Origin of the sequence: Mycolicibacterium aurum (assembly GCF_900637195.1) — a bacterium.
Lineage (GTDB): Bacteria > Actinomycetota > Actinomycetes > Mycobacteriales > Mycobacteriaceae > Mycobacterium > Mycobacterium aurum.
On record NZ_LR134356.1, the window covers coordinates 2,487,479 to 2,507,830 of the forward strand.

Consider the following 20,352-nt stretch of genomic DNA (forward strand, 5'->3'; position numbering starts at 1 on the left):
TCGTGCGGCGCCACCGAGCTGCGCTGGTCCGGCTGCCGGTGTGGCTCGTCAGCAGCGGCCCCCTGGACGATTCGGCCGCGCAACACGACATTCCGCCGACGCCCCAGGTGCAGAAACTCCTGTCCCGGACAGGCGCCAGGGGGCACATCACCATCGGCGGCCGCCTGAGCCGGGACGCGAGGGGTTTCCCGGCCAGCTCGATGGCCAAGACCAGGGCGGGGGACTGGCGCGATGCTGCCCACGTACGCCGATGGGTGCATTCGGTCGTCGCCCAGCTCGAGGTCGCCGGGCAGGCCGGATAGCCGTCGCTCGCCGCGTGTCCTTCCCCTCGGCGGCCGGGGGCAGAAGCTAAGCTCTCGAACAAATGTTCACCGAGAAAGGGCTGTCGTGCGGGTGATGGGAGTCGACCCGGGGCTGACGAGATGCGGGCTGTCGGTCATCGAGAGTGGGCGCGGGCGTCAGGTCACGGCGCTCGACGTCGACGTGGTGCGAACCCCCGCCGACCATCCGCTGGCACACCGATTGCTTGCGATCAGCAACGCCGTCGAACACTGGCTGGACACTCACCGGCCCGACGTCCTGGCCATCGAGCGGGTGTTCTCCAATCAGAACGCCAACACCGCCATGGGAACCGCTCAAGCCGGCGGGGTCATCGCGCTGGCCGCCGCGCGCCGCGACATCGACGTCCACTTCCACACTCCCAGTGAGGTCAAGGCGGCCGTCACCGGCAACGGCCGCGCGGACAAGGCGCAGGTCACCGAGATGGTAACCAGAATCCTTGCGCTGCAACAGAAACCGACGCCAGCCGACGCCGCGGACGCGCTTGCCCTTGCGATCTGCCACTGCTGGCGCGCGCCGATGATCGCGCGCATGGCCGACGCGGAGGCGATGGCCGCCGAACAGCGCCGCAAGTACCAGGCCACCCTCAAGGCCAAGGCGAAGGCCACCCGGATGTCGCGGAGCGCGCCATGATCGCCTCGGTGCGGGGCGAGGTCCTCGACATCGCACTCGACCACGTCGTCATCGAGGCGGCCGGAGTGGGCTACAAGGTGATGGCCACCCCGGCGACGCTGGCCACCCTGCGCCGGGGCGCCGAGGCCAGGCTGATCACCGCCATGATCGTGCGGGAAGACTCGCAGACGCTGTACGGCTTCGCCGACGCCGACGCCCGCAACCTCTTCCTCACCCTGCTGGGCGTGTCCGGCATCGGGCCGAGCATCGCACTCGGCGCACTGGCGATCTACGACGGCCCGTCCCTGCGGCAGGCGATCGGTGACGGTGACGTTGCCGCACTGACCCGAATCCCCAAGGTGGGCAAGAAAACCGCCGAACTGCTCGTGCTGACACTGCGTGACAAGGTGGGTTCCTCCGGCTCCTCGCCCGGCCTCGCCGCGGCGGGCGGCCACGGCATCCGTGGACCGGTGGTCGAGGCTCTCGTCGGGCTCGGGTTCGCGCTCAAGCAGGCCGAGGAGGCCACCGACAAGGTCATGGCCAACGATCCGGAGGCCACCACGTCCAGTGCGCTGCGCGCGGCGCTGTCGATGTTGGGCAGGAAGTAAGGTGGGCCGCTTCCAGGAAGGCCCGGAGGGCGAGCCCGACGACGATCGGGAGATGTCACCGGCCCTGACGGTCGGCGAGGGCGACATCGACGCCAGCCTGCGCCCGCGGTCACTGGGGGAGTTCATCGGTCAGCCGCGGGTGCGTGAGCAACTGCAGCTGGTCCTTGAGGGTGCCAAGAACCGGGGCGGCACCCCGGACCACATCCTGCTGTCGGGGCCGCCCGGTCTGGGCAAGACGTCGCTGGCGATGATCATCGCTGCGGAACTCGGCACGTCGCTGCGTGTCACGTCGGGTCCGGCGCTGGAACGCGCCGGTGATCTGGCGGCCATGCTGTCCAACCTCGTCGAGCACGACGTGCTGTTCATCGACGAGATCCACCGGATCGCGAGACCGGCCGAGGAGATGCTGTACCTCGCGATGGAGGACTTCCGCGTGGACGTCGTCGTCGGCAAAGGCCCTGGCGCAACGTCGATTCCGCTGGAGGTCGCGCCCTTCACCCTCGTCGGAGCGACCACCCGCTCCGGTGCCCTGACCGGTCCGCTGCGCGACCGCTTCGGGTTCACCGCCCACATGGACTTCTATGAACCCGCCGAGCTGGAGCGTGTGCTGACCCGCTCCGCGGGAATCCTCGGAATCGAATTGGGCACCGAGGCAGGCAGCGAGATCGCCCGCAGATCCCGCGGCACCCCCCGCATCGCCAACCGGTTGCTGCGCCGCGTACGGGATTACGCCGAGGTGCGGGCCGACGGCGTGATCACCCGCGACATCGCGAAGTACGCCCTGGAGGTCTACGACGTCGACGAGCTGGGGCTGGACCGGCTGGACCGGGCGGTGCTCTCGGCGCTGACCCGCAGCTTCGGCGGGGGACCGGTCGGGGTGTCGACGCTGGCGGTCGCGGTCGGCGAGGAAGCCACCACCGTCGAGGAGGTGTGCGAACCGTTCCTGGTGCGCGCCGGGATGATCGCACGGACCCCGCGCGGTCGCGTCGCCACCGCACAGGCGTGGACCCATCTGGGGATGACGCCGCCCGCCGGGGCCGTCGGCCTCGGCCAGGTCGGGCTGTTCGACTGACGGAAGGTGATCTCGTGGTGATCGCAGGCATGATCGTGGCGGTGCTCGCTGCCGTGCTGCACGGCTACATCTTCGTCATGGAGTCCTTCACCTGGACCTCCGCTCGCACCCGGGCGGTGTTCGGCACCACCGAAGAGGAGGCGCAGACCACGAAGCTTCTGGCGTTCAACCAGGGTTTCTACAACCTGTTCCTCGCGGTGGTGACGGTCGTCGGGGTGGTGATGTCGTTCACCGGCGCCACGGCTGTCGGTGCGGCTCTGGTGTTCGCCGGGGTGGGGTCGATGCTGGCCGCTGCCGCCGTCCTGCTGGTCTCGGCGCCGGACAAGGCCCGCGCCGCCGTCACCCAGGGGTTGTTGCCGTTGGTGGCGGTGGTGCTTCTCGTGGTGGGGCTGGTGCGGTAAGTGGTGCGAGATCAGACCGCGGGTTCACCGGCCCGACGGACCTGATTCCCGCCGGATCGCTTCGCGTCGTACATCGCGATGTCGGCAGCTTCCACCAGTTCGGTGAGCAGCTCGCGGGTGTCCGACCGAACGTCGAACCGGCGGCACGCCACCCCGACGCTCGCCGTGATGTCCCACGCCGTCGAGGCAATCGCCAGGCGCAGCCGCTCGGCCAGCGCATCGGCGTCGTCGTGTCCGGTCGCCTCGGCTATCAGGAACTCTTCGCCGCCGATCCTGGCGACGACGGCGTCGCTGCGGGTGGCCTGCCGCAGGCTTGCGCCCACCGCCGCGAGCAGGCGGTCGCCGGTGGCGTGCCCGTGCGTGTCGTTGATCACCTTGAAGCGATCCAGATCGATCATCGCGACGCTCAGATAGGAGTGCCCGCGACCCGGTGATGCGCTGATCAGCTCCCGCACCGACCGGTAGAAGCCACGCCGGTTCCGGAGCCCGGTCAGAGCGTCGGTGTGCGATTGCGACGCGTCGATGCCGAGTAGGTGAACCAGCACCTGCGCGGAGAACGGCACGGCGAGCACACCCACACCGATCATCAGGAAGGCGACCGTGGCCAGGTAGGCGTCGCCGCCGCGGGCGATCTGCACGGTGCACGTGATGGCCACACCCGCCGCGGTGAGCAGCACCATCAGCAGATAGCGGCCGGAGTGGAAGAAGGCGACGTAGCCGGCAAGCGCTGCGAAGGCCAGGCAGCCCAGCAGACCCGTCAGCGGATCCGGCCACGCCAGGGTGACCGCGGCGATGCTGATGTCGGACAGGATCGCGAACGTGAGGGACTGCCGGCCGGAGGGCCAGCGCGTGAACCACACGGAAGCCATCACGGCGCAGAGGACCACCACCACGACGCTGACCGCCTGACCCGCCCTCGTGTTCGGGCCCGCAGGGCTGAGCAACATCAGCGCGGGCACCGCCCCGAGTACGACGACGATGAGGCCCATCATCTTGCGGGTGAACCCGCGGGCATGACGAGACACCAGGTAGCCGGACAACCAGTGGTAATGGTCGGGCTGACCCCACCACTGGCGAATCAGGCGCACCTGCTGATCGTAATGAGTGACTCGTCGCACGCGCGGCCAGGTTTCCGGCACCGGCTCGCGCGGGCCGTAGGTGTCCCGCACCGGTTACCGCCCACCGCGTCTGGGTACTCGCTGCGCACCATCTAGGAGGAACCATGGTTGACACACCTGCCCGGGGACGCCGCGGCGCGATGCAGATCCCGCGGAGCCGAGGCGCGGTCAGCGGTCTGCTGATCGTGGCGCTGGGCGCCTGGGGCGCACTGGCACCCTTCATCGGCCCGCTGTTCGATTTCGCGTTCAGTCCCGACGAGCCGTGGGCGTGGACGTCGGGCCGGGGTTGGTTGCAGGTGCTGCCCGGGGTGGTCGCGGTGGTCGGCGGTCTGCTGATGTTCGCCTCGCGCAACCGCGCCACGGCGATGCTCGGCAGCTGGCTGGCCGTCGCCGCGGGTGCGTGGTTCGTGGTCGGACGCGCGGCGGCCGGCCCACTGGGCCTCGGCGACGCCGGAGAACCCGTTGCCGCCAACGAGGCCCAGCGGGTGTGGCTGGAGCTCACCTACTTCTCCGGATTGGGCGCGCTGATCATCTTCCTCGCCGCGCTGGCGGTCGGGCGGTTGTCCGTGCGCACCGCCCGCGACATCGCCTACCGCGACGCCCGAGCCGACGCGGTCGAGCCGGTCACCGCGCCGTACCAGCACACCGGGGCCCCGGGCACCGGACCGCTGGCGACGGGACCCGTGCCGGTTCAGCCGGACGCGGTGACCGGACCGGAGGAGCGCCGGTCCGGCCTCTTCGGCAGGCGGAAACGGCGCCTCCGGGACAAGATGCCGACCTAGAGCAGACCCAGCTGCTCCAAGTCGGTCACGTACTTGACGATGACCGGCGGCGTGATGTGGGGAATGTCCTTGTCCGGCCCGATCTTTGCGTTCTGCACTGCGGTGCGGAAGTGATCCGTCGGCGCCAGTGACCCGCGCAACGGAATCTCCGGCTGCTGGTAGTTGTGCAGCAGAGGCAGCAGTGACGCCTGCCGTTGCCGTTCCGGCAGGGCGTTGATCGCAGTGGTGAACCGCTGCAGCCACGCCGGATAGTCGCCCACCCGACGCACCGGGTAGCCGGCGGAGATCAGCCAGTCGACGAATTCGTCGAGGCCGATGCCGTCGTCATACGGATTCATCACGTGGTACGTCTCGAATCCGGTGGCCGAATCGCCGTGCACGTGAGCGCCGAGTGTGGAGATCGCGTCCGCGATGAACTCCACCGGCAGACCGTCGTAGTGGGCGCGCGGGCGGTTGCCGTCCGGCTCCGGCTGGTAGAACGAGTCCGGCGCCACGCCGGTCGCCACCAGGCTCAGCATCAGCCGGGTGAACATATCGGGCAGGTTCAGCTGTCCCGAGTACGTGGTGTCGGCCAGGATCATGTCGCACCGGAACACCGCGACGGGAAGACCAGACAGCTCGTGGGCCTCGCGCAGCAGCACCTCACCGGCCCACTTGCTGTTGCCGTAGCCGTTGGCGTAACTGTCGTCGACGGAGCGCGTCGCGCTGATGGCGCGGATGTCGGCGTCCTCGGTGAAGCTGCCCGGTGCGATGCCGGCACCGACACCGATCGTCGACACGTACACGAACGGCTTGAGCCTGGTGGTCAGCGCGACGCGGATCAGCTCCGCGGTCCCCAGCGCGTTCGGGCCGAACAGCTGGCTGTAGGGCAGGACGTGGTTGACGAGGGCGGCGGGATCGACGATCAGGTCCACGCTGTCTGCGAGCCGCTGCCAGGTCTGCGGATCAAGCCCGAGATCGGGTTCGCCCTTGTCGCCCGCGATCACCTCGAGGTGATCGGCAGCCAGTCGCCGGTAGTGCTCCAGCAGCGTGGGGTCGCCGGTGTCGAATGTGCTGTCCAGCCGTGCCCGGGCCGCAGCATCGTCTTTCGCGCGGACCAGGCAGATCAGCGTCCCGCCGACCATCGACAACCGCTCCAGCCACTCCAGCGCGAGATAGCGCCCGAGGAAGCCGGTCGCGCCCGTCAGCAGAACGGTACGCACCTCGGTGCTGGGGCCGGGCAGCGTGGAGGCCGCAGCGAGGGTCGCGGGATCGATGAACTTGTCCAGCGTCAGGTCGCGGGCATGCACCTGGGTGGCGTCACGTCCGTGAACAGAGGCGAAAGTGGGCCTCCCGGAGCTGTTCTCGCGCTCTGCGTCGATGTATGCGGCCAGGGCCCGCAGGTCGTTGGCCGGGGACACGATCACGCCCACGGGCACATCCACCTCGAAGATGTCATGCAGGAGGTTGGCAAACGTCAACGCGGACAACGAGTCACCGCCGAGGTCGGTGAAGTGGGCATCGGGTGCCACGTCGCCGGCATCGGTGCCCAGCAGGGCGCCGGCGGCACGGCCGACGGTTTCCAGTGCGGGACGGTCCGACCCGCCCAGCCGCAACGCCCGCAACTCGTCGGCCTGGCTGTCGGCCAACTCGGCGTACCGAGCCTCGAGGCGGTCGGCGTAGTGCTCTTTGAGCTTGGGCCGGGCGAGCTTGCGGATTCCGGTCAGCAGCCCGTTCTCCAGCGTGAAGGGGGTCGTCTCGATCAGGAAGTCGCGGGGGATCTCATAGGACTGCAGTCCCGCGGCTTTCGCGACGTCCTGAAGGGAATCGGCGATCTGGGATTTCACGTCGGCACGTGCCAGCGCCTCCTCGGTGGGCACGATCACGGCCAACAGGTAGGGCCTGGCACTGTTGCCGTAGACGTAGATCTGGCGGATCAGCGGGCTGTCACCGAACACCGCTTCGAGCTTGGAGACGGTCACGAACTCACCCTGGGACAGCTTCAGCACGTTGTTGCGACGGTCCAGGTAGACCAGCTCGTCGGGTGCTGTCTCGGCGACCACGTCACCGGTGCGGTAGTAGCCGTCCTCGTCGAACATCTCGGCGGTGATGTCGGGCCGCTTGTAGTAGCCGGGAAACAGGCTGTCGGACTTGACGAGAAGCTCACCACGAGGATGTGGGCGGTCGGTGTGGAAGTACCCGAGGTCCGGGACGTCGACGATCTTGTAGTCGATGACGGGTGGCCGCTGCACATGACCGTCGACGAACACCGCGCCGGCTTCGGTCGATCCGTATCCGTCGATCAGATGAAGGTCGAGGAAGTTCTCCACGAACCTGCGCATCTCGGGCGACAGTGGCGCCGAGCCGGTCATCGCCATCACATACCGGCCGCCCAGCAGCTGGCGCCGGAGGTCGGCGAACACCTCGGCTTCGTGGTCGGGCCGGCGATCGAGTTCCTTGGCGACCTCGGCGAAGATGGTGTCCCAGATCCTCGGGACGAACGACAGCTGAGTCGGCCGCACCAGCGCGAGGTCCTCCAGGAAGGTCGAAAGATCGCTTCGCGCAGCGAAGTACGCGGTGCCGCCGGAGCCGAGCGTGCCGTAGAGCAGCATGCGGCCCATCACGTGGCTCATCGGCATGAAGTTCAGTGTGATCGACGGCCGGGCGCCCACGTCGCCCCAGCTGGCGCGCGCCGACGGCCGCCACGCGTTGGCCACCAGACGTTCGGTGTACATGGCACCCTTCGGGGCGCCGGTGCTGCCCGAGGTGTAGATCAGCATCATCAGCGGATCGTCCTCGCCGGTGGTGAACGGTTGCGCCACAGGCGATGCGGTGCCGCGCTCGAGGACGTCCTGCAGTGTGTCGAGGCTGATGGCAGTGCCTGCGTCGGACAGCCGGGCACGCGCGGCCGCGAGCGCCTCGGCGTGATCGTCGACTTCGGGCAGGTAGTCGAACACGATCAGCTGTGTCACCGAGGGCGCTGCCAGCGCCAGGTCGACCGCATCGGTGAGGTAGTCGACAGCGGAGGCGATCACGCCGGGTTCTGTCTCGGTGATGATCGGCCGCAGCGTGGCCACGGGCGCCGCGGTCTGCAGAGGGACCGACACGGCGCCGCGCATGACGAGGGCAAGGTCAACCGTGGCGTAGTCGACACTGGTGAACCCGAGCACTGCGACACGATCGCCGGGATGAACGTGGGGCAGGGCGCCGACGACTGCGCGGATACGGCGCGACAGCTCCGCGTAGGTGAAGGTCTCGAACTCGGACAGCAGTTCTGCGGATGTGCGTCCGGTCTGCGGGTCTTCGACGAATGTCACGGCGCGGCGGCCGAGCGCGGGCCGTTGGGCGTAGCCGTCGAACACGGTCCGGATGATCTGTGGCAGTCGCGATCCGGCTGCGTCGATGGCGTCGGTGATGGCGGCGTCCGGCGCCGCCTCCGCGAACTGGTGATCGGTGGCGAACAATTCGGCGATGCGGCTCTCGAGCCGCTCCTCGCGGGTAGCAGTCGACATAACGCGTCCTAGAAACAAATCGTTGATACGGGGGGAGGCGCCACGTTGCGCCTGTCAAAAAACTACGTTAGTGAAACTAAATGTATTCCGGAAAAGTGCCCGACGCGGCTGCGAAAGTGCTGTGAGTGCGCTGAGTCCTGCAGTGTGACTCACATCGGGGCATCGACGAGGCGAGCGTCACATGTCGCGAAAAGCCAAGGCCGACAAGACTGGTAGGACATCGACCAGGAGGCTCGACATCGCCACCACACCACTCGACACCACGACGGTCGACATCATCAGTGAGCTGTGCGACCGGTTCGGTGCCCACGGGCGAACTGCCTCGGGCGACATCGCCGGCGGCTATCGCGTCTCGGACGTCTGCGCGGCGCTGAAGGTGCCCGCGCAGGAGTGGCCGTTGTTCGCCCGCTGGGCAACGGATTTCCTGAACCCGGCGTCCTGGGAGCAGCTCTATGCCCATCTCGATGTGCTGATCGCCCAACGGTGCATCACACCCGGCAACGACCTGCTGTCCGAACTGATGCGACTGGAGGTCGACGGAGACGGCCTCACCGTCGACGACCTGCACACGATCGTCGCGGCCCTGCTCGCAGGTATCGACGCCCGCTGACTCAGCCGGTGTAGGCCATCACGTGTTTGATGCGCGTGTAGTCCTCCAGCCCGTACATCGACAGATCCTTGCCGTGTCCGGACGATTTGAATCCGCCGTGGGGCATCTCGGCGACCAGCGGGATATGGGTGTTGATCCACACGCAGCCGAAGTCCAGCGCATTGGACACCCGCAACGCCCGCGATACGTCCTTCGTCCACACCGATGACGCCAATCCGAACTCCACGCCGTTGGCCCAGCCGATCGCCTCGTCCTCATCGGCGAACGACTGCACGGTGATCACCGGGCCGAAGATCTCCTGCTGGATCAGTCGATCGTCCTGGCGAAGACCCCCGACGACCGTCGGCTCCACATAGAAACCCTTGTCGCCCTGCCGCTTACCGCCCACGGCGACAGTGGCGTGCGAGGGCATGTCGGCGAAAAACGACAGCACCCGCTCCATCTGGTTCACGTTGTTGACCGGCGGCACCCAGGCGTCCTCGTCATCGGCTGCGCGGCCGAACGTCGTCGTGGCTCCCTTAGCCCGTTCGGCCAGCGCTGCGGTCAGGTCCGCCTCGATCGACGCCGAGGCCAGCACCCGGGTGGCCGCCGTGCAGTCCTGTCCGGCGTTGAAGTACGCGGCGGTCGCGATGCCCTCGGCTGCGGCGGCGAGATCGGCGTCGTCGAACACGATCACCGGCGCCTTGCCACCGAGCTCGAGGTGCGTGCGCTTGAGGTGGCCGCCCGCGCTGACCGCGACCGCCCTGCCCGCCGCCACGGACCCGGTGATCGCCACCATCTGCGGCGTCGGGTGGGCGACGAGACTCGCTCCGGTGACGCGGTCACCGGTGACCACGTTGAGCACACCGGCGGGGAGGTGTTTGGCCGCCAGCTCGGCCAGCATCACCGTCGTCACCGGGGTGGTGTCGCTGGGCTTGATCACGACGGTGTTGCCTGCCGCGATCGCAGGGCAGATCTTCCAGACCGCCATCATCATCGGGTAGTTCCAGGGCGCCACCTGACCGATCACCCCGACCGGCTCCCGCCGGATCCACGAGGTGTGGTCGGCCAGGTACTCACCGGCTGACTTGCCCTCCAGGATCCGTGCCGCGCCGGCGAAGAACCGGATCTGGTCGACCATCGGAGGGATCTCCTCGGCGCGGGTGATGTGGTTGGGCTTGCCGCAGTTGCGGCCCTCCGCGAGCACCAGGTCTTCGGCCGACTTCTCCACCTCGTCGGCGAAGTCGAGCAGCGCCTTCTGCCGCTGCGACGGCGTCGTCTTCTTCCACCCGGTGAAGGCCTTGGCGGCCGCGGCGTAGGCGTTGTCGATGTCCTGCTCGGTGGAGACGGGCGCGGTGCCGTACTGCTCTCCGGTGCTCGGGTCGACCAGCGGCATCGTCGCCCCACTGCTCGAGTCGACGAGTTCGCCTCCGATGAAGTTCTGCACGGTGGTCATCTCGGCGAGCGCCCCCGGATCAGAGGTCGCGAAGGATGAGTTCGAGGACGTCGAGGCCCTCGAGCAGAAGTTCGTCGCTGATGGCCAGCGGCGGAAGGAAGCGCAACACGTTGCCGAAGGTTCCGCAGGACAGCACGATGACGCCGGCCTGGTGAGCGGCCGCGCACAACTTCTTCGTCAGATCGGCATCGGGCTCCGTCGTCCCCGGCTTGACCAGCTCGACGGCGATCATGGCGCCGCGGCCGCGCACGTCGCCGATGCGATCGTCCTCGGCCTGGATGCGACCCAGCTTGTCCTTCATCAGCGACTCGATCTGCGCCGCACGCGCCACCAGACCGTCCCCCTCGATGGTCTCGATGGTGGCCAGCGCCGCGGCACACGCGACCGGATTGCCGCCGTACGTGCCGCCGAGCCCGCCGACGTGCGGGGCGTCCATGATCTCTGCGCGTCCGGTGACCGCCGACAACGGCATGCCGTCGGCGATGCCCTTCGCGGTGACGATCAGGTCGGGCACGATGCCCTCGTGCTCGCAGGCGAACATGGCGCCGGTGCGGGCGAACCCGGTCTGCACCTCGTCGGCGATGAAGACCACGTTGTTGGCGCGGCACCAGTCCAGCAGCGAGGGCAGGAAACCCTCGGCCGGGACGATGAAGCCACCCTCGCCCTGGATCGGCTCGATGATGACCGCGGCCAGGTTATCGGCGCCGATCTGCTTGTCGATCACGGTGATCGCGCGGCGCGCCGCGAGTTCGCCGTCAGTGGCCAGTTCCTTGCCGCCGAATTCGGCGTCGCGGTACGGATACGACAGCGGTGCGCGGTAGATCTCCGGTGCGAACGGGCCGAAGCCGTGCTTGTAGGGCATCGACTTCGCCGTCAGCGCCATCGTGAGGTTCGTGCGGCCGTGATAGGCGTGATCGAACGCCACCACCGCCTGCTTACCTGTGAATGTCCGGGCAATCTTGACGGCATTCTCGACGGCCTCGGAGCCGGAATTGAACAGTGCTGTGCGCTTGTCCTCATCGCCCGGGGTGAGGCGGTTGAGCGCCTCGGCGACGGCGACGTAACCCTCGTAGGGGGTGACCATGAAGCAGGTATGGGTGAACTGCGCGGCCTGCGCGGCCACCGCCTCGACCACGCGCGGCGAGGCATTGCCGATCGTGGTGACCGCGATGCCCGACCCCAGGTCTATCAACCGGTTGCCGTCGACGTCTTCGACGATGCCGCCGTACGCCCTGGCCGCGTACACCGGCATGGTATTGCCGACCCCGCCGGCCACCGCGGCGCTCTTGCGTGCGCTCAATTCGGTCGACCGTGGGCCGGGGATGGCGGTGGCGAGCTGGCGACTCTGCTCAAGAGCGCTCACAGGAAACCTCCTACAGACCCGTACAGGCAAGGTGAGTTCGACGACTGTCGCGTGCGCTTCGAGCCTAGTCGGTGGATAGTCCGATCCGTCGGCGAAGGTGCCCGTCTGTGGTGAATTCCTCGGCAGTCGGCCTCGGCCGCGACGGATTCCGTTGCCATGCGGTGACTATGCCCCGGGGAGGGTGGTGGGCCCCGCCGTTGCCGGTGCCGCCGCACCGGCAACCAGGGTGCGCTCATTCGACCGGGGTCATGGAAGTGGTGCCCTGCAATGGCACACTGGTCACCTGAGTCCTTAGGGCTTCCCGCCACGTCCTGGTGCGGGAGCCTCACCGCAGAGTGATACGAAAAAATATCTAGAGAGACGTTGCCGCCATGGATCTGGTCATCTTCCTGCCCCTGCTCATCATCATGGGCGCCTTCATGTACTTCGCATCGCGGCGCCAGAAGAAGGCGATGCAGGCCACCATCGACCTGCACAACTCGCTGGAGGTCGGCGATCGCATCCACACCACGTCGGGCCTGCAGGGCACGATCGCCGGTATCGGCGACGACTACGTCGACCTGGAGATCGCCCCCGGCGTCGTCACAACGTGGATGAAGTTGGCCGTGCGTGACCGCATGGTCGACGAGGACGACGATCTCGTCGATGAGGTCGACGAGATCGGCGACGGCTTCGAGCCGCGCGCAACCGGCACCGAGGTCACCGATCGCCCCAACTCCAAGACGGACGGCTGAGATCTCAGCAGCAGCACGTAGTCTTTGCGCCCTACGCGCTACTTGACGTCCTGATTTCAAGGAGACTCTGACCCGTGGCATCGTCTTCGACGGTTCACCCTGTCCGCTATCTGGCGCTGTTCCTGGTGCTGCTCGTCGGCGTATTCGCGCTGGTGTTCTTCACCGGGGACAAGAAGCCGGATCCCAAACTGGGCATCGACCTGCAGGGCGGCACGCGCGTGACCCTGACGGCGCGTACGCCCGACGGCTCGCCGCCGTCGCGGGATGCGCTCATTCAGGCGCAGCAGATCATCAGCTCCCGCGTCGACGGCCTCGGCGTGTCGGGTTCCGAGGTCATCATCGACGGGCAGAACCTGGTGATCACGGTTCCCGGCGACGACACCAGCGAGGCCCGCAGCCTCGGCCAGACCGCGCGTCTGTACATCCGCCCGGTCGTCCACGTGGTGCCCGCCCAGGGCGCGGCGCCTGAGGACGCAGGACCGCAGGGCGTGCCGCCCGGCGGTGCCGTTCCCGGCCTGCCGCCGGGCGGGGCCATACCCGGGCTGCCGCCAGGCGGTGGCATTCCGGGGGTGGGGCCCGACGGTGCCGTCCCGGATCTGCCTGCCGGTGCGTTTCCCGGTGAGCTGCCGCCCGGCGTAGACCCCGGCGCAGCCCCGGGTGTACCGGTGGAACCGGCGCCTCAGCCGCGGCCCTTCCCGCAGCAGCCCGCTCCCAGTCCCTCGCCCGCCCCGCCTCCGGGTCCGGGTGCACCGCCGCCGGCCGCACCGGCGAACCCGGACGACGTCCCGCTCGCCACCCGCATCCAGGACGAGAAGAAGCTGCGGCAGAGCTCGGAACAGGCCATCCAGATCCTGGCCCTGCAGTTCCAGGCCACCCGCTGTGGCGAGGAAGACGTCCTCGCAGGCAACGACGACCCGAACCTGCCTTTGGTGACCTGCTCGGAGGACGGCACGCAGGTCTACCTGCTTGACAAGTCGATCATCAACGGCGAAGAGATCGCGAACGCGTCGTCCGGACTCAACCAGCAGGCCGGCGAGTACGTGGTCGATCTTGAGTTCAAGAGCGAGGGCGCCAAGACGTGGGCTGACTTCACCGCCGCCAACGTCGGGACGCAGACCGCGTTCGTGCTCGACTCGAAGGTGGTCAGCGCACCCGTCATCAACGAGGCCATCCCCGGTGGACGGACCCAGATCACCGGCCAGTTCACCCAGGACTCCGCACGCGAGTTGGCGAACGTCCTCAAGTACGGCTCGCTGCCCCTGTCGTTCGATTCCTCCGAGGCCGAGACGGTGTCGGCATCGCTGGGGTTGTCGTCGCTGCGCGCGGGTCTGATCGCGGGCGCTGTCGGTCTGGCGGCCGTGCTGCTGTACTCGCTGCTGTATTACCGGGCGCTCGGCGTGCTGATCGCACTGTCGCTGACCGCGTCCGGCGCCATGGTCTTCGCGATCCTGGTGCTGCTCGGCAGATACATCAACTACACGCTGGACCTGGCGGGGATCGCGGGTCTGATCATCGGTATAGGTATGACCGCGGACTCCTTCGTCGTGTTCTTCGAGCGCATCAAGGACGAGATCCGTGAGGGACGATCGTTCCGCTCCGCGGTTCCGCGCGGCTGGGCGCGAGCCCGCAAGACCATCATGAGCGGTAATGCCGTCACGTTCCTGGCGGCCGCGGTGCTGTACTTCCTGGCCGTGGGCCAGGTGAAGGGCTTCGCGTTCACCCTCGGACTGACCACCATCCTCGACGTCGTGATCGTGTTCCTCGTGACGTGGCCGCTGGTTTACATGGCGTCGAAGTCGCCGCTGTGGGCCAAGCCGTCGCTGAACGGGTTGGGAGCGGTCCAGCAGATCGCACGCGAACGTCGAGCGGCCGCGCACGCGGCGGGACGGGAATAGCCATGGCTGCACGCAACCGCACCGACACCGCCGACTCGGCAGGCGTCGAGGCGCCCGACCTGGAAACCGCCTCGGCGGACGCCCCCAGGCACGGGTTCTTCGTCCGGCTCTACACCGGCACCGGCGCCTTCGAGGTCATCGGCAAGCGCAAGCTCTGGTACACGGTCAGCGGCCTGATCGTCGCGGTCGCCATCGGCGCCATGCTGATCCGTGGGTTCACCTTCGGTATCGACTTCGAGGGTGGCACCAAGATGGCGATGCCGCGCGGCGACAGCGGCATCACCACGTCGCAGGTCGAGACCGTGTTCAACGACACCATCGGGACTCCGCCGGAGTCTGTGGTGGTCGTCGGCAGTGGCGACTCGGCGACGTTCCAGATCAGGTCCGAGACGCTCACCAACGAGCAGACCGAGCAGCTGCGCACGGCACTGTTCGACGCGTTCGCGCCGGTGGGCGCGGACGGCCAGCCGAGCAAGCAGTCGATCAGCGACTCGGCGGTGTCCGAGACCTGGGGTGGCCAGATCACCCAGAAGGCACTGATCGCGCTGATCGTGTTCCTCGTGTTGGCCGCCATCTACATCACCGTCCGCTACGAGCGCTACATGGCGCTCGCCGCGCTGGCGACGCTGGTCTTCGACCTCGTCGTCACCGCAGGTGTGTACGCGCTCGTCGGCTTCGAGGTCACTCCCGCGACGGTGATCGGCCTGTTGACCATCCTGGGCTTCTCGCTCTACGACACGGTGATCGTGTTCGACAAGGTGGAGGAGAACACCGAGGGCTTCGAACACGCCACCCGGCGCACCTTCGCCGAACAGGCGAACCTGGCGGTCAACCAGACCTTCATGCGCTCGATCAACACCAGCCTGATCTCGGTGCTGCCGATCATCGCGCTGATGGTGGTCGCGGTGTGGCTGCTCGGCGTCGGCACATTGATGGACCTGGCGCTGGTGCAGCTGGTGGGCGTGATCGTCGGAACCTACTCGTCGATCTACTTCGCCACGCCGCTGCTGGTGACCCTGCGCGAACGCACCGATGTGGTGCGCAAGCACACCCGCCGGGTGCTCAACCGTCGCCAGACCGCGGCGGCCAGAGCCGCCGGTGCCGGGGACGACGCAGCCATCGGGCCCGACGGTGACGCCGAGCCGGCAGTGGTTACCGCGCCCGCGGTGTCTCAGGCCCCGCCGCCGGACAAACCCGCACCCGGCGCCCGTCCTGTGCGGCCGACCAGCAGCAGGACCGGGCGGCCGTCGGGTAAGCGCAGCCCCCGGAATCGGTAGGGGCCCGATGCTCGGCCGCCGGCGCCTGCACAGCTCCGTACGTCGCACGTCCGCCGTGATGGCGGTGCTCGCCCTGACGGGCGGACTCGGCCTCGCCGCGTGCTCGGATCAACCCGCCGACGCGGTGGACTACGCCGTCGACGGAGCACTCGTCAGCTACAACACCAACACCTTCGTCGGCGCCGCGTCCGGTGGCCCGCAGGCGTTCGCCCGGGTACTGACCGGCTTCAACTATCACGGCCCGGACGGCCAGATCGTGGGTGACCACGACTTCGGCGCCATCGCGGTGGTCGGGCGCACCCCGCTGATCCTCGACTACGAGATCAAGCCCGAAGCGGTGTACTCCGACGGCAAGCCCATCACCTGTGACGACATGGTGCTGGCCTGGGCATCGCAGTCCGGTCGCTTCCCGGAGTTCGACGCCGCAAGCCGTGCCGGTTACGCCGACATCGCCACCGTCGACTGCGCACCGGGCCAGAAGAAGGCGCGGGTGTCGTTCGCACCGGATCGCGGGTTCACCGACTACGGCCAGCTGTTCTCCGCGACATCGATGATGCCCTCGCACGTCATCGCCGACGTGCTGGGCCTGGGTGACGGTGGCGTGACGACGGCCATCCTCAACAACGACGGTCCTGCCGTCGAACGCATAGCGCAGGTGTGGAACACCACGTGGAATCTCGGCGCCGACCTGGACCTGAAGAAGTTCCCGTCGTCGGGTCCCTACAAGCTGGATTCCGTCACCGACGAGGGTGCGGTGGTTCTGGTCACCAACGACAAGTGGTGGGGTACCAAGCCGATCACCGGCCGGATCACGGTGTGGCCGCGCAGTCCCGAACTGCAGGACCGCGTGAACGAGGGCGCCTATGACGTCGTCGACATCGCGGCAGGCTCGTCGGGCACGCTCAACCTGCCCGACGACTACGTGCGTACCGACTCGCCGTCGGCGGGCATCGAGCAGCTGATCTTCGCGCCGCAGGGGCCGCTCTCCGCGGTGCCGGCCCGCAGGGCGCTGGCGCTGTGCACGCCGCGTGACGTGATCGCCCGGAATGCCGAGGTGCCCGTCGCCAACGCGCGCCTCAACGCAGCCACCGAGGATGCCTACGGCGCCGCTGAAGCCACGCCGCAGGTGAACGACTTCGCGGTGGCCAACCCGGAGGCGGCCCGTGCCGCGCTCAACGGACAGCCGCTGACCGTGCGGATCGGTTACCAGACACCCAACGCCCGGCTCGCCGCCACCGTGGGTGCGATCGCGAGAACGTGCGCGCCGGCGGGGATCACCGTCGAAGATGTGGCGGGTGAGAACACCGGCCCGTTGGCGCTGCGCAACAACGAGATCGACGTACTGATCGCGAGCACAGGCGGGGCGGCGGGCAGTGGCTCGACCGGCTCGTCGGCGATGGACGCCTATACGCTGCACAGCGCCAACGGCAACAACCTGCCGCGCTACAGCAACGAGCGCATCGACGCGATCATCGCCACACTGGCGGTCACCTCTGACCCCAAGGAGCTGGCCCGTCTGCTCGGCGAGGCAGGCCCGATCCTGTGGGCCGATATGCCGACCCTGCCGCTGTACCGTCAGCAGCGAACCCTGCTCACGTCGACGAAGATGTTCGCGGTGAGCGGCAATCCGACGCGATGGGGGGCGGGATGGAACATGGACCGCTGGAGGCTGAGCCAATGAGCGAACTGCCGGACGGGGTGGCCGGCGTCATCGTGTCGCTGATGCGCGAGGTGCCCGACTTTCCCGAACCGGGGGTTCAGTTCAAGGATCTGACGCCGGTGCTCGCCGACGCGCGCGGACTGGCCGCGGTCAGCACGGCGATCGCCGAGATCGCGCGCGGCGCCGACCTGGTGGCCGGTGTGGATGCGCGGGGATTCCTGCTCGGCGGTGCGGTCGCCGTCACCCTGGGGATCGGCGTGCTGGCGGTGCGCAAGGGCGGCAAGCTGCCGCCACCGGTGCTCGGCGAGACCTACACCCTGGAATACGGATCGGCCACGCTTGAGGTGCCGGCCGAGGGCATCGACCTGGCAGGCCGTTCGATCGTCGTAATCGACGACGTGCTGGCCACCGGGGGCACCCTCGCCGCCACCCACCAGCTGCTGACCAAGGCGGGCGCCAACGTCACGGGCGCGGTGGTGATGATGGAACTCGCCGCCCTCGGCGGCCGCGCCGCGCTTCCGCAACTCGAGGTCACCAGTCTGTACACCGTCTGAGCGGATATCCTGCGAAGAGCACAGTCCCTGGAGGTGAACATGGCCGGTGAGATCAACACCGATCCCCGTGCCGACCACGCTGTGCCAACACCGGTAGCCAGCCCGGAAACCCAGCCGATGGAGCTGCCCAAGGCGGCGACCAGCGCCTCACGGCGGGTGCGGGCGCGGTTGGCCCGCCGGATGACCTCCCAGCGCAGCGCCATCAACCCCGTGCTCGAACCGCTGGTGGCGGTGCACCGCGAGATCTATCCGAAGGCCGACCTCACGCTTCTGCAGCGGGCCTACGACGTCGCCGAAGAACGGCACGCCGACCAACTTCGGAAATCCGGCGACCCCTACATCACCCATCCGCTGGCGGTCGCCAACATCCTCGCCGAACTCGGCATGGACACCACGACGCTGATCGCCGCGCTGTTGCACGACACGGTCGAAGACACCGGGTACACGCTGGAGGCGCTGACACAGGAGTTCGGCGTCGAGGTGGGACATCTGGTCGACGGTGTCACCAAACTCGACAAGGTCGCGTTGGGCACCGCCGCCGAGGGCGAGACCATCCGCAAGATGATCATCGCGATGGCCCGCGACCCGCGCGTGCTGGTGATCAAGGTCGCCGACCGGCTGCACAACATGCGCACCATGCGCTTCCTGCCGCCCGAGAAGCAGGCCCGCAAGGCCCGCGAGACACTGGAAGTCATTGCGCCCCTTGCGCATCGACTCGGGATGGCGACGGTCAAGTGGGAGCTGGAGGACCTGTCCTTCGCGATCCTGCACCCGAAGAAATACGAAGAGATCGTGCGCCTGGTCGCCGATCGGGCCCCGTCGCGCGACACCTACCTGGCCAAGGTGCGAGCGGAGATCACTGCCACGCTCAACGCGTCGAAGATCAGTGCCACCGTCGAGGGCAGGCCGAAACACTACTGGTCGATCTATCAGAAGATGATCGTCAAGGGTCGCGACTTCGACGACATCCATGACCTGGTCGGGGTCCGCATCCTGTGCGACGAAGTGCGCGACTGCTACGCCGCGGTGGGAGTGGTGCACTCGCTGTGGCAGCCGATCGCCGGGCGCTTCAAGGACTACATCGCCCAACCTCGTTTCGGCGTGTACCAGTCGCTGCACACCACCGTCGTCGGCCCCGAGGGTAAGCCGCTGGAAGTGCAGATCCGGACCATCGGCATGCACAAGACGGCGGAATACGGCATCGCCGCGCACTGGCGTTACAAGGAATCCAAGGGCCGCAACGGTCTTACGCTCAGCCAGACGGCCACCGAGATCGACGACATGGCCTGGATGCGCCAGCTGCTGGACTGGCAGCGGGAAGCCGCCGATCCCGGGGAGTTCCTGGAGTCGCTGCGCTATGACCTCGCCGTGCAGGAGATCTTCGTGTTCACGCCCAAGGGCGATGTGATCACGCTGCCGACCGGCTCGACCCCGGTGGATTTCGCGTACGCGGTGCACACCGAGGTCGGGCACCGGTGTATCGGCGCCCGTGTCAACGGCCGCCTGGTGGCGCTGGAGCGCAAACTCGAAAACGGGGAAGTCGTCGAGGTTTTCACCTCGAAGGCGCAGAATGCCGGCCCGTCACGGGACTGGCAGACATTCGTCGTCTCACCGCGGGCCAAGGCGAAGATCCGGCAGTGGTTCGCCAAGGAGCGCCGCGAGGAGGCGCTGGACTCCGGCAAGGAAGCCATTGCGCGTGAGGTACGCCGTGGCGGACTTCCGTTGCAGCGCTTGATGAATGCCGAGACCATGTCGGCGCTGGCCCGCGAACTCCGCTACGCCGACGTGTCGGCCCTCTATGCCGCGGTCGGCGAGGGCCACGTGTCCGCCCGGCACGTGGTGCAGCGCATGGTGGCTCAGTTCGGCGGCGACGACGAGGCCGCCGACGAGATCGCCGAGCGGTCCACTCCGGCGACCATGCCGGTCCGCCAGCGCACCAGTGACGATGTCGGCGTCGCCGTGCCCGGTGCGCCCGGCGTGTTGTGCAAGCTGGCCAAGTGCTGCACGCCGGTGCCGGGAGACAACATCATGGGCTTCGTCACGCGCGGTGGCGGGGTCAGTGTGCACCGCACCGACTGCACCAACGCGACGTCGCTGCAGGACCAGTCGGAACGCATCATCGAGGTGGAGTGGGCGCCGTCCCCGTCGTCGGTGTTCCTGGTCGCGATACAGGTGGAGGCGCTGGACCGGCACCGGCTGCTCTCGGACGTCACCCGGGTGCTGGCCGACGAGAAGGTCAACATTCTGTCGGCGTCGGTGACGACGTCCAACGACCGGGTGGCGATCAGCCGGTTCACCTTCGAGATGGGTGACCCCAAACACCTCGGGCACGTGCTCAACGTGGTGCGCAACGTGGAGGGTGTCTACGACGTCTACCGGGTGACGTCCGCCGCCTGAGCCA

Annotated in this window: 17 protein-coding genes; 13 read left to right on the forward strand and 4 right to left on the reverse strand. The window is 68.0% G+C overall.

What is annotated here, in order from left to right; all coding sequences use genetic code 11:
• Positions 1-2: 2 nt before the first annotated feature.
• From EL337_RS11955 to EL337_RS11975, 5 genes are all read left to right on the forward strand, one after another.
• Positions 3-302 carry a hypothetical protein gene (locus EL337_RS11955; protein WP_053086866.1) on the forward strand — a complete coding sequence of 100 codons (300 nt, stop codon included), beginning with the start codon at positions 3-5 and terminating at the stop codon, positions 300-302.
• Between the two features lie 85 nt (positions 303-387).
• Positions 388-972 (forward strand): crossover junction endodeoxyribonuclease RuvC, encoded by a 585-nt coding sequence (gene ruvC, locus EL337_RS11960; protein WP_048634784.1) that lies wholly within the window; start codon positions 388-390, stop codon positions 970-972.
• Positions 969-1,559: a Holliday junction branch migration protein RuvA gene (ruvA, locus tag EL337_RS11965; protein WP_048634785.1), complete on the forward strand. Its 591-nt coding sequence runs from the start codon at positions 969-971 to the stop codon at positions 1,557-1,559. Before ruvC ends, ruvA begins: the two co-directional genes overlap by 4 nt.
• A gap of 1 nt (position 1,560) precedes the next feature.
• A complete protein-coding gene (ruvB, locus tag EL337_RS11970; RefSeq protein WP_048634786.1) occupies positions 1,561-2,631 on the forward strand; it encodes a Holliday junction branch migration DNA helicase RuvB in 1,071 nt (356 codons plus the stop codon).
• A 14-nt stretch (positions 2,632-2,645) separates the two neighbouring features.
• A complete protein-coding gene (locus EL337_RS11975) occupies positions 2,646-3,032 on the forward strand; it encodes a DUF1304 domain-containing protein (RefSeq protein ID WP_048634787.1) in 387 nt (128 codons plus the stop codon).
• Positions 3,033-3,043: 11 nt separating this feature from the next.
• Here the strand turns inward: EL337_RS11975 and EL337_RS11980 are convergent, their stop codons facing one another.
• Positions 3,044-4,120, reverse strand: a complete 1,077-nt coding sequence (locus EL337_RS11980; RefSeq protein ID WP_048634846.1) for a GGDEF domain-containing protein — start codon at positions 4,118-4,120, stop codon at positions 3,044-3,046.
• Positions 4,121-4,254: 134 nt separating this feature from the next.
• Between EL337_RS11980 and EL337_RS11985 the strand changes: the two genes are divergently transcribed.
• A complete protein-coding gene (locus tag EL337_RS11985; protein WP_048634788.1) occupies positions 4,255-4,932 on the forward strand; it encodes a hypothetical protein in 678 nt (225 codons plus the stop codon).
• Here the strand turns inward: EL337_RS11985 and car are convergent.
• On the reverse strand, positions 4,929-8,423 hold the full coding sequence (gene car, locus EL337_RS11990; protein ID WP_048634789.1) for a carboxylic acid reductase: 3,495 nt from the start codon (positions 8,421-8,423) through the stop codon (positions 4,929-4,931). The two genes, EL337_RS11985 and car, sit on opposite strands and share 4 nt — an antisense overlap.
• A gap of 181 nt (positions 8,424-8,604) precedes the next feature.
• On the opposite strand from car, the gene EL337_RS11995 reads away from it, so the two are divergent.
• Complete coding sequence (locus EL337_RS11995) at positions 8,605-9,033, forward strand: cytochrome P450 family protein (protein WP_232786898.1); 429 nt, start codon at positions 8,605-8,607, stop codon at positions 9,031-9,033.
• A 1-nt stretch (position 9,034) separates the two neighbouring features.
• Here the strand turns inward: EL337_RS11995 and EL337_RS12000 are convergent, their stop codons facing one another.
• Positions 9,035-10,468 carry a gamma-aminobutyraldehyde dehydrogenase gene (locus tag EL337_RS12000; protein WP_048634790.1) on the reverse strand — a complete coding sequence of 478 codons (1,434 nt, stop codon included), beginning with the start codon at positions 10,466-10,468 and terminating at the stop codon, positions 9,035-9,037.
• Between the two features lie 19 nt (positions 10,469-10,487).
• Positions 10,488-11,831, reverse strand: coding sequence for a 4-aminobutyrate--2-oxoglutarate transaminase (gene gabT / locus EL337_RS12005; protein WP_048634791.1), 1,344 nt, complete (start codon positions 11,829-11,831; stop codon positions 10,488-10,490).
• A gap of 371 nt (positions 11,832-12,202) precedes the next feature.
• On the opposite strand from gabT, the gene yajC reads away from it, so the two are divergent.
• From yajC to EL337_RS12035, 6 genes are all read left to right on the forward strand, one after another.
• Positions 12,203-12,565: a preprotein translocase subunit YajC gene (yajC, locus tag EL337_RS12010; protein WP_048634792.1), complete on the forward strand. Its 363-nt coding sequence runs from the start codon at positions 12,203-12,205 to the stop codon at positions 12,563-12,565.
• 74 nt (positions 12,566-12,639) lie between these two features.
• A complete protein-coding gene (gene secD, locus EL337_RS12015; protein ID WP_048634793.1) occupies positions 12,640-14,460 on the forward strand; it encodes a protein translocase subunit SecD in 1,821 nt (606 codons plus the stop codon).
• 2 nt (positions 14,461-14,462) lie between these two features.
• Positions 14,463-15,737, forward strand: a complete 1,275-nt coding sequence (gene secF / locus EL337_RS12020; RefSeq protein ID WP_048634794.1) for a protein translocase subunit SecF — start codon at positions 14,463-14,465, stop codon at positions 15,735-15,737.
• Between the two features lie 7 nt (positions 15,738-15,744).
• Positions 15,745-17,418 carry an ABC transporter substrate-binding protein gene (locus EL337_RS12025; protein ID WP_048634795.1) on the forward strand — a complete coding sequence of 558 codons (1,674 nt, stop codon included), beginning with the start codon at positions 15,745-15,747 and terminating at the stop codon, positions 17,416-17,418.
• A complete protein-coding gene (locus EL337_RS12030; protein WP_048634796.1) occupies positions 17,415-17,951 on the forward strand; it encodes an adenine phosphoribosyltransferase in 537 nt (178 codons plus the stop codon). Before EL337_RS12025 ends, EL337_RS12030 begins: the two co-directional genes overlap by 4 nt.
• Positions 17,952-17,990: 39 nt before the next feature.
• A complete protein-coding gene (locus EL337_RS12035; RefSeq protein ID WP_048634848.1) occupies positions 17,991-20,348 on the forward strand; it encodes a RelA/SpoT family protein in 2,358 nt (785 codons plus the stop codon).
• Positions 20,349-20,352: the final 4 nt, after the last annotated feature.

What these genes read in the sequence shown, in the direction of transcription:
- secF (WP_048634794.1), top strand. Translation starts at nt 14,463, where the DNA reads ATGGCTGCACGCAACCGCACCGACACCGCCGACTCGGCAGGCGTCGAG.
- EL337_RS11995 (WP_232786898.1), top strand. Translation starts at nt 8,605, where the DNA reads ATGTCGCGAAAAGCCAAGGCCGACAAGACTGGTAGGACATCGACCAGG.
- ruvA (WP_048634785.1), top strand. Translation starts at nt 969, where the DNA reads ATGATCGCCTCGGTGCGGGGCGAGGTCCTCGACATCGCACTCGACCAC.
- EL337_RS12000 (WP_048634790.1), bottom strand. Translation starts at nt 10,468, where the DNA reads ATGACCACCGTGCAGAACTTCATCGGAGGCGAACTCGTCGACTCGAGC.
- yajC (WP_048634792.1), top strand. Translation starts at nt 12,203, where the DNA reads ATGGATCTGGTCATCTTCCTGCCCCTGCTCATCATCATGGGCGCCTTC.
- EL337_RS12030 (WP_048634796.1), top strand. Translation starts at nt 17,415, where the DNA reads ATGAGCGAACTGCCGGACGGGGTGGCCGGCGTCATCGTGTCGCTGATG.
- EL337_RS12035 (WP_048634848.1), top strand. Translation starts at nt 17,991, where the DNA reads ATGGCCGGTGAGATCAACACCGATCCCCGTGCCGACCACGCTGTGCCA.
- EL337_RS11985 (WP_048634788.1), top strand. Translation starts at nt 4,255, where the DNA reads ATGGTTGACACACCTGCCCGGGGACGCCGCGGCGCGATGCAGATCCCG.
- car (WP_048634789.1), bottom strand. Translation starts at nt 8,423, where the DNA reads ATGTCGACTGCTACCCGCGAGGAGCGGCTCGAGAGCCGCATCGCCGAA.
- EL337_RS12025 (WP_048634795.1), top strand. Translation starts at nt 15,745, where the DNA reads ATGCTCGGCCGCCGGCGCCTGCACAGCTCCGTACGTCGCACGTCCGCC.